An 8377-nucleotide genomic window follows, 5' to 3' on the forward strand; every position below is an offset into this window, starting at 1 on the left:
GCCGACGAGATCAACCGCGCGCCGCCGAAGACGCAGGCGGCGCTCCTGGAGGCGATGGAGGAGGGGCAGGTGACCGTCGACGGCGACACCCACGCGCTCCCCGACCCGTTCGTCGTCATCGCCACGCAGAACCCCGTCGAGATGGACGGGACCTTCGAGCTCCCGGCCGCCCAGAAGGACCGGTTCATCGTCAAGACCAGCCTCGGCTACCCCGACCGAGCCGGCGAGCTCGAACTGATCGACCGCCGAGCGGGCCGCGAGGCCTCGTCGCCATCGGTCCGGGCGGTCTGCTCGCTCGACGTGCTCACTCAGCTCCGACGCGTTCCGGAGTCGATCCGCGTGGAGGCCGGCGTTCGGGAGTACCTCGTCGATGTCGCCCGCGCGACGCGAACGGACGAGCGCGTGAACACGGGCGTGTCGCCACGGGGCATCCAGCGGTTCTTCGAGGTCGTGAGAGCCCACGCCGCGCTCGCGGGCCGGACCTACGCGACGCCGGACGACGTGAAGGCGATGGCGCCGTCCGTGTTGTCCCACCGGATCGTGGTGACTCCCGACGCGCGCGTTTCGGGCGTCTCGACGACGGAGATCGTCGACGACATCCTCTCGGAGATGCCGGTGCCGCAGCTGCGCGCCTGAGTGTCGCGACCGGCGAGTGCGGGGTTACCGGTTGGTGCCGAGGACCAGGACTACGCTGCCGACGATGAGCGCGACGAGCGCGCCGAACGGGAGGCCGTCGATGCCGAGGCGGGCCACCGCGAGCACGACCACGATGCTCCCCACGCCGACGCCCGCGGTGACCCCCGAGTGAACGAGTTCGGCCCGAACGGTGCTCGCGCCCCGCTGAACGCCCATCTGCCCCCCGACGGACACCGCGTTCTCGGCCGCGTCCCACGCGACGATCGTCGCGATCGTCGCGAGCAGGAGCGCGGTCGTACCCGCCCCCCGTGTCACCCCCGTGACGAGCACGCCGAGGAACACGAGGCCGGTGCCGACGTCCGTCAGGGCCCGGCTCCAGGGGAACCGAACCGGCGCGAGCGCCGCGGAGAGCGTCCAAAGGCCCGCGATCCCCGGGAGCAGCTCGATCCGGTGGACGAGCTGCGGGGGCCGCGTGGCCGCCTGCCCCATCGCGACGAGAACGGCGAGACCTCCGCCGAGCACGACCAACGCACCCAGAGCTCGAAGATCCGTCTCGCCGTGACGAGCCAGTCGTCCACCGATCCCGAACGCGAGGGCGCCGCCGACGGCCAGCCGAAGGATCCCTCGCTGGAGGGTCGAATCGACCACGAGCGCCACGGCGACGCCGCCGGCAGCAAGGGCGATGACGCTGCTCGCGACCGCCGGCCGGCGAACGAGCCGAGCGGTCGCCTCGGCCGGCCCCGCCGAGTCTGGCGCCGTCATCGACCCCGCCCCGCGATGGCCCGCATTGCCGCACTCAGCGGCTGGGTGGGTGTCCAGTCGACGACGGGAACGCCCGCGTTGCGTAGCACGCTCAGCCGATGCGCCCGCTCCGCTCGGGCGAGCCGCCCGCCCGCGGTCTCCGCCGTGGTGACGTCCGGACTGACGACCGTGACGGCGGTCCCGCCGCTCTCGAACCGCTGGGCGATGCGAGTGGCCTCGTCGTCACACAGCGGCGTGATCAACACGACCTGTGTGTTCGCTCCGAACCCGGTCCGAACCCTGGACAGCTGGGTGTCGATCGGTGCGGTCCCGTTGGCGCCCGAGCCCCCGCCGATCGCGCCGTCACCACCGGCGAGTCGGGACGAGGCTGTCCCGCCGCCACGCCGGGGCGTCCCCCCCGTCGCCGGGGGATCCAGCTCGAAGGCCGGATCCGTCGCCAGCCGCTGGTGGAACCGGCTGGCGTGATCGCGACCGCTCCGGGTCGGAAGCACGCAGACGTGCCGCCCGAACCCCGCCAGGCCGACCCGGTGATTCGCGTCGAACAGCGCGTCGCCGATGCGGCCGGCGGCGTCGACGGCCAGCGCGACTGCGTGGGGGGCGGTCGCGTCCGCGGCCCGGTACGACGCGGGTCGCGCGTCCACGCACACCATCACCTCTGCGAGCCCTTCGGTGCGGAACGTCATCGAGGTGAGTTCGCCCGTCCGCGCGTACCGACGCCAGTCGATCCGGTTCGCGGGGTCCCCGCGCTGGTACTCCTCGACGGAGTGAAACTCGATCCCCTCGCCCCCGTCGTCGGTCACCAGCGGACCCGGACGGTGACCGCTCCGTGCGCGCAGCGGGACGGTCGACAGCTCCGCCTCACACTCGACGGAACTCGCCGCGGTGAGCGAGCGTTCGATCTCCACCGACCCGCTCGCATCCCGACAGAGCACGGTCGTCGGCTGGAACGCGTGGCGGCCCGGACGCGCCCGGAGCTCGTAGCGTATCGTCACCTCGCCCCCCGGACGCAGCGCCGTCGCACCCCGCGGCGACCCGTCCACGACCGAGAGCATCGCCGGGACTCCGTCGACGATCCGGACGTCCGCGAGCGCCGCGTCCCCCTCGTTCGTGATCGTCGTCCGCACGGACACCCCGTCCCCGTCCGCGGGCGTCGCCGGATCTAGCTCTCGTCGGACGGTCAGGTCGGGGTCGGGAATCGCGGTGAGACGCGGGTAGGCGGCGTACGTGCCGGCGAGCGCGCCGACCAGCAACAGCGAGGGCCGTTCCGCGAGGACGCCGATCGCCACCGCGAGAAGCGTGACGGCGGCGATCCCCCGCCAGCGACCGGTCCACCGAACCGACGACGGTCGGTTCGACTCGGACGCTGGTTCGGCCGTGACCCCGCCGTCGGTTCTGGCCGCGGCGTCCCGATCCGAGTTCCGGCCGCTTACCCCATTCAGGCCCTCGTCTCCGGCCCGGTCACTGTCCGGGACCGCCGATCTCTCGCCGGTCGCCTTCGCCAGGATGGCGTCGACGGTTCGATCGGCCGGATCGCCGTCGCTGGCGACCCCCGAGGCGGGGAGGGTGCCGCTCGGGACTCCGCGTCCCGACGCGGAGAGGTAGGGCGCGGCGACGGGGTCGCTCGTCCAGGTGCCCTCGTCGACGCGACGTCCGGCGTCGGTGCGTGAACACCCTTCCGCGCGCATCGTCGCCCGGGTCGCCGCCTCTCGGAGCCGACGGCGACGGTCGGTCGCCGACCGGGCGGAGCGGAACCGAGTCAGTCCTCCACCACCGTGGCGGTCGAACGTCGCACCGGGATACGACGCCGTCAGGACGCCCTCGACGGCCGGCGGTGTCGCCTCGCTGACGCCGCGGACGCGCTGTGCCGCCGCGAGGAACAGAGCGAGGCCGACCGCCAGAAGGCCGAGCGCTGCCAGCACCACGTAGTCGCTCCCGAGGGCTTCGATCGCCGCGTCGATCCGCAGCACGTCCTCCCGCTCCGGGTCGAACGCGACGAGTAGTCCGACACCGAGCGTCGTGACCCCCACCAGGAGAAGCAGGACGCGGGTCACCCGACCGAGGTGAGCGAGCAGCCCCCCGCTGCCGGCTCGGTGTGTGTCCGCACCGCTCGGGCCGGTCATTTCACACCGCCCTCCAGCGCGCGGAGCCCCGCACGAGCCCGGTCGATCTCCGTCTCGACCGGTCGTCCGCCGTAGTGCACGCGCTCGAACGCGGAGACGATCGATTCGACGGCGTCGCGGTCGACGCCTCGATCGCGAGCGAGCGCCCGGCACTCGTCCGGGGTCGTCGTCTCGGGCCGGTCCGGGTTCAGCCGGCGTAACACCTCCACCCAGGCCCGGTCCACGTCGTGTTCGGGGGCCGTCCCGGGCCAGCGTCCGACCGCCGGTCGCGGCTCGGTGGCAGGGGACGACGGGGAGTTGCGCCCGAAGAGGTCGGCCAGAGCGTCCCGGTACCGATACGCCAGCGAAGCCACCGCCAGGACCGCTGAAATCGGGAGGAGGAGATGGAAGAGGCGGCTCAACAGCGCGATCAGGCGGCCGAAGAGCGAGGGTTCATCGGCCGCATTGCCCGTGCCGTCGGCGGAGCCGCTACCGCCCTCGCTCTCTCCGCCGCCCTCGATGGATTCCTCGATCTCGGCCGCGTCGTCCTGGCCAATCGGCAGGCTGTCCCAGTCCGGGTTTATCTCCTCGTCCGGATCGGTCGTCAGGCTCGTCTCCAGCGTCGTCGACGCGACGCTCAGCGACGTGAGCGCCAGCAGCGCTATCAGCGCCGACAGGAGCTGTGACCGGTTCATAACGCGAGAGGCGACGTGACGGACCGACGGCCGCTACGCGACGACGCCCCGACGAGGACCAACTGCATTCACAGAGAGGGGACGCCGGCGAGGGTTTAGTATACACATCGTAACGACCGCGAGGCGCTCACTACGAGGTGACGAGCCGGGAGGCGAACGGCTACCGTGACCCCTTTCCCCGGCCGACGCCGTGGGCTTCGTCCCGCGGTTTCCACGCCCTAACGGGGACGATCCGAACGGCTAACCGGAGTAGTAGTACTCGCCCTCGCGCTTCTGTTTGCTGTCGAGCTGCGATCCCGGCTTGTTGATCCGGGGGCGCCCGGTGCGCTCGTCGCGGCGGAAGGTGATGTCGAGGTCGGCGAGGAACTCGTTCATGCCGTCGCGCATGTCTTGCGGGGGCGTGGCGTGACCGCGCGCTGCCGGCTCGCCGTCGAACACCATCAGGCGGTCGGCCAGGAGGTCGATCATGTAGATGTCGTGGTCGATCACCATCACGGTCGCGTCGTGGTTCTCGGCGTAGCGGCGGATCGCGGTCGTCGCGCGGACCCGCTGCTCGACGTCGAGGTGCGCGGAGGGCTCGTCGAGCAGGTAGAGGTCGGCGTCCTCGGAGAGACACGCCGCGATGGCGACGCGCTGGCGCTCGCCGCCGGAGAGGTCCGTGAGGTTCTGCTCCATGATCCGCTCTAACTGGAGCGGCTGCGCGATCTCCGTGTTCCAGTAGGAGCTACCGAACTCGTCGGTGATGGAGGAGAGGAACGCGTCGACGCGCATCGGCTGGTCGATCTCGACGTACTGCGGCTTGTACGCGATGTCGAGCGCGAAGTCGAGCTCCCCCTCGTCCGGCTCCAGCGAGCCCGCGAACAGCTTCGCGAGCGTCGACTTCCCGATCCCGTTCGGGCCGACGACGCCGAGCACCTCCGAGTGGTTGATCGCGCCGCCCTCGACGTGGAGCTTGAACTCGCCATCGCCGTACGACTTCGAGAGGTCGGGGTACTCGATCAGCGTCTCGCTGCGCGAGGCGACCCGCGGGGCGTGCTCCTCGAAGGTGATCGCGGAGGGACGGATCCGCATGTTCTCGTTGTCGAGGTATCCCTTCAGGTACTCGTTGATCCCGTTGCGAACCGACTTCGGGTCGGTGATGACCCCGTACGCGCCCGGCTCCCCGTACGCGACGTGGAGGGTGTCGGCGAGGAGGTCCAGGATGGCGAGGTCGTGCTCGACGACGAGCATCGAGCGCTCGGCGGCGTCGTCGTCCGCCAGCTCGCGGATGAGCCGGGCGACGATCATCCGCTGGCCGATGTCGAGGTACGGCGTGATCTCGTCGAGGAAGTAGAAGTCGGCGTCGCGGGCGAGACACGCCGCGATGGCGACGCGCTGGAGCTCGCCGCCGGAGATGGAGTCGATGTCCTGGTCCATCACCGGGCCGATGTTGAGCCGGTCGATCAGCTCGTCGAGCGCGCCGCGCTCGTCGGTGCGCTCCAACAGCTCGCGGGTGTTGCCGTCGAACTGCTTGGGGATCTGGTCGACGTACTGCGGCTTGCGCGCCACGCGCACCTCGCCCTCCTTCAGCGATTCGAGGTAGTTCTGCAGCCCGGTGCCGCGGAACCGGTCGAGCACCCGGTCCCAGTCGGCCTCGCTCTCGTGGTCGCCGAGGTTCGGGATCACCTCGCCGGCGAGCCCGTGGACCGCCGTCGACTTCCCGATCCCGTTCGGTCCGAGGATGCCGGTGACGTTGCCCGGTTCGGGAGTCGGGAGGCCGTACAGCGAGAAGGCGTTCTCGCCGTAGCGGTGGACCGGCTCCTCGTCGAGCTCCGAGGGGAGGTTGATGATCTCGATCGCGTCGAACGGGCACTTCTCGACGCAGATCCCGCAGGTCTCGCCGAGACAGATCTCCTCGGAGATGTGGATCTGGTCCGGGTCGCCCTCGACCGCGTCCTCGCCGCGCTCGGTGATGCACTCCTTGCCCGTCCGGTTCGGCGGACAGTAGTTCGCGCACTCGTAGTTACACCGGTCGGGCTGGCAGCGGTCCAGGTCGACCACGGCGATGCTGTCGTCCGCCATCTCACGCCACCAGTTCCACGCCGGACGTCGCCAGCACCGTGTAGCTGATGAACCACAGCGTGAACGTCAGGAACGCCACGTAGAGGTTGTCCTTGACGCCGAAGTCGTCGACGCCGATGACCTTGTACAGCGGGTACTGGGCGAGCACGAACGCGCCGAGCACTACCACGACCGTGGTGCTCTGGGCGGCGGCCACGCTGGTCCCGACGTAGGCGGCCGAGACGACGCCGGCGGCGATCCCCGCCAGACAGCAGATCGTCGTGACGACCACGCTCCGGGTGTGGCCGGATATCCCCGAGTCGTCGCTCATACCATCGGATCCGCGAGCACGCGTGAAAAGCCGTTCGTTCCGCCCGCCGTGCGTCCGGATCGCGGCGTCACGGACGCCGGAGCGACGCGGGCGGAGGCGGAGCGGTTCGAACCGAGGCGCCGACCCTCCCGAACGGCCGGCGGCGGAGCGCGCGCGAGCCGCGCCGCTGACTGACTGGTCAGTCGATCGGCGAGGTATCGGCATATATCTCCGGTTATCAACGCAATAACCGGATATATCATCCGGTTTTGGCGACGATCGGCCCGAATATCGGCCGTGGGCCATCAACATTTATCACGACGTGCGGTTTCGATTCGTAACGATGGAAGGAACCCAAACGGAGAGGCTCGACGACCTCCCGCCGAGCGCCAAGCTCGTCTTCAAGGTGCTCGAGTACAACGGCCCGCTGACTCAGAAGGGGATCGTTCAGGAGTCGATGCTGTCGGCCCGGACCGTTCGGTACGCCCTCGAGCGGCTGGAGGGAATCGGGGTCGTCGACGAGGACGTCTACTTCGCGGACGCCAGACAGAACCTCTACAAGCTCACGGAGCCCGCGGAGGAGCTCATCTGCGGGGAGGGTGACGCCTCCTGTACCGCCGATTGAGCGTTTTCGGGACGCCCTAGCCTACTTTCTGCGGCTTCGGTCTCGGCCAGCGACGCGCCCGTTCACTCCGGCGGCTCCGCCGACAGCGCTCCGGCGCCACGCACCGCCTCGGCGACCGTCAGAACGACCGCGACGAGCAGGGCGAACGCTGCCGCCAGCACGAACGCGAGGAGGACGTACCAGCCGTCGGGACCGAACAGCGGGTACTCCCGCGTGTCGACCACCGGACCGAGCAGCTCCAGGGTCCGAACGAGGTACAACAGGACCGCGAGGAGCGCCCCCGCGACGAGGCCGATCCTGACGTTCCGGTAGAAGGCCAGCGACTCCAGGAGGACGAGCATCGGCGGCTTACTCGGACTGTCGTCGGTCACGAGTTCGTCTAGCCTCCCGCCGCACAAAGCGGCTCCGGAACGGAGCGCTCGACGCGGCGATCACGACCCATCAAGTGGGAGGCGATCGAAGCGCCGCGTATGGCCCGCGTCGTGCTGTCGTCGTTCCCGATGATCGACCCGGAGACGTATCGCGAGGTCCTCGAGGGGGCGGTCGAGGAGCCGGTCGAGATAGCGGTGGCCGAACTGGGATCGGCCGAGAGAGTGATCGAGGCGGCCGCGGGCGCCGACGCGGTCGTCACCGACATCAACACCCCCGTCACCGCCGAGGTGCTCGCGGCGCTCGACCTCCGAGTGGTCGTCCGGTCGGCGGTCGGCGTCGACAACGTCGACGTCGCGGCCGCGGCCGACCGCGGCGTCACCGTCACGCGCGTCCCCGACTACTGCACCGACGAGGTGGCGACCCACTCGGTCTCGCTGCTTCTCGCCTGCCTGCGCTCGCTGAAGGCGTACGACGACGACGTCGCCGCCGGCGGCTGGAGCTGGGAGACCGGCCGCCCGGTCCGGCGCGTGAGCGCGTCGACGGTCGGGCTGCTCTCGTTCGGGCCCATCGCTCGGCGCGCGGCAGCGCAGCTCGCCGGCTTCGGCGCGGAGCTGATCGCGCACGATCCGTTCGTCGACGCAGGGGAAATGGCCGAACACGGCGTCGAGAAGGTGGGGTTCGAGGCGCTGTTCGACCGCGCCGACCACGTGGGCGTGTACGCCCCGCTCACGGACGCGACGCGAGGGATGGTCGACGCCGACGCGCTCGCGCGGCTGGAGGAGGACTCGGTGCTCGTCAACGTGAGCCGCGGTCCGGTCGTCGACGCCGACGCCCTGCT

Annotated in this window: 9 protein-coding genes; 3 read left to right on the top strand and 6 right to left on the bottom strand. The window is 70.5% G+C overall.

Features of this window, described 5'->3' with window-relative positions; translation table 11 throughout:
• Positions 1-636: MoxR family ATPase (locus U4E84_RS15585; protein ID WP_322533039.1), on the top strand; the 636-nt coding region annotated here is incomplete at its 5' end.
• 24 nt (positions 637-660) lie between these two features.
• Here U4E84_RS15585 and U4E84_RS15590 read toward each other — a convergent pair.
• The 5 genes from U4E84_RS15590 to U4E84_RS15610 all read right to left on the bottom strand — a co-directional run bounded on the left by U4E84_RS15590 (position 661) and on the right by U4E84_RS15610 (position 6563).
• Entirely contained in the window at positions 661-1398 is a 738-nt protein-coding gene (locus U4E84_RS15590; RefSeq protein WP_322533040.1) for a hypothetical protein, read from the bottom strand.
• On the bottom strand, positions 1395-3518 hold the full coding sequence (locus U4E84_RS15595) for a DUF58 domain-containing protein (protein WP_322533041.1): 2124 nt from the start codon (positions 3516-3518) through the stop codon (positions 1395-1397). Before U4E84_RS15595 ends, U4E84_RS15590 begins: the two co-directional genes overlap by 4 nt.
• Complete coding sequence (locus tag U4E84_RS15600; protein WP_322533042.1) at positions 3515-4192, bottom strand: DUF4129 domain-containing protein; 678 nt, start codon at positions 4190-4192, stop codon at positions 3515-3517. Before U4E84_RS15600 ends, U4E84_RS15595 begins: the two co-directional genes overlap by 4 nt.
• 240 nt (positions 4193-4432) lie before the next feature.
• Positions 4433-6253 carry a ribosome biogenesis/translation initiation ATPase RLI gene (locus U4E84_RS15605; protein WP_322533043.1) on the bottom strand — a complete coding sequence of 607 codons (1821 nt, stop codon included), beginning with the start codon at positions 6251-6253 and terminating at the stop codon, positions 4433-4435.
• A 1-nt stretch (position 6254) separates the two neighbouring features.
• Positions 6255-6563 (bottom strand): hypothetical protein, encoded by a 309-nt coding sequence (locus U4E84_RS15610; RefSeq protein ID WP_322533044.1) that lies wholly within the window; start codon positions 6561-6563, stop codon positions 6255-6257.
• A 322-nt stretch (positions 6564-6885) separates the two neighbouring features.
• Between U4E84_RS15610 and U4E84_RS15615 the strand changes: the two genes are divergently transcribed.
• Entirely contained in the window at positions 6886-7167 is a 282-nt protein-coding gene (locus U4E84_RS15615) for a helix-turn-helix domain-containing protein (RefSeq protein ID WP_322533045.1), read from the top strand.
• A 62-nt stretch (positions 7168-7229) separates the two neighbouring features.
• Here U4E84_RS15615 and U4E84_RS15620 read toward each other — a convergent pair whose 3' ends face one another.
• Positions 7230-7508: a hypothetical protein gene (locus U4E84_RS15620; protein WP_322533047.1), complete on the bottom strand. Its 279-nt coding sequence runs from the start codon at positions 7506-7508 to the stop codon at positions 7230-7232.
• Positions 7509-7637: 129 nt separating this feature from the next.
• Between U4E84_RS15620 and U4E84_RS15625 the strand changes: the two genes are divergently transcribed.
• A partial coding sequence (locus U4E84_RS15625) for an NAD(P)-dependent oxidoreductase (protein ID WP_322533046.1) occupies positions 7638-8377 on the top strand: 740 nt, incomplete at its 3' end.

Source organism: Halorubrum sp. AD140, from assembly GCF_034497445.1.
In the GTDB taxonomy this organism is placed as follows: Archaea; Halobacteriota; Halobacteria; order Halobacteriales; family Haloferacaceae; genus Halorubrum.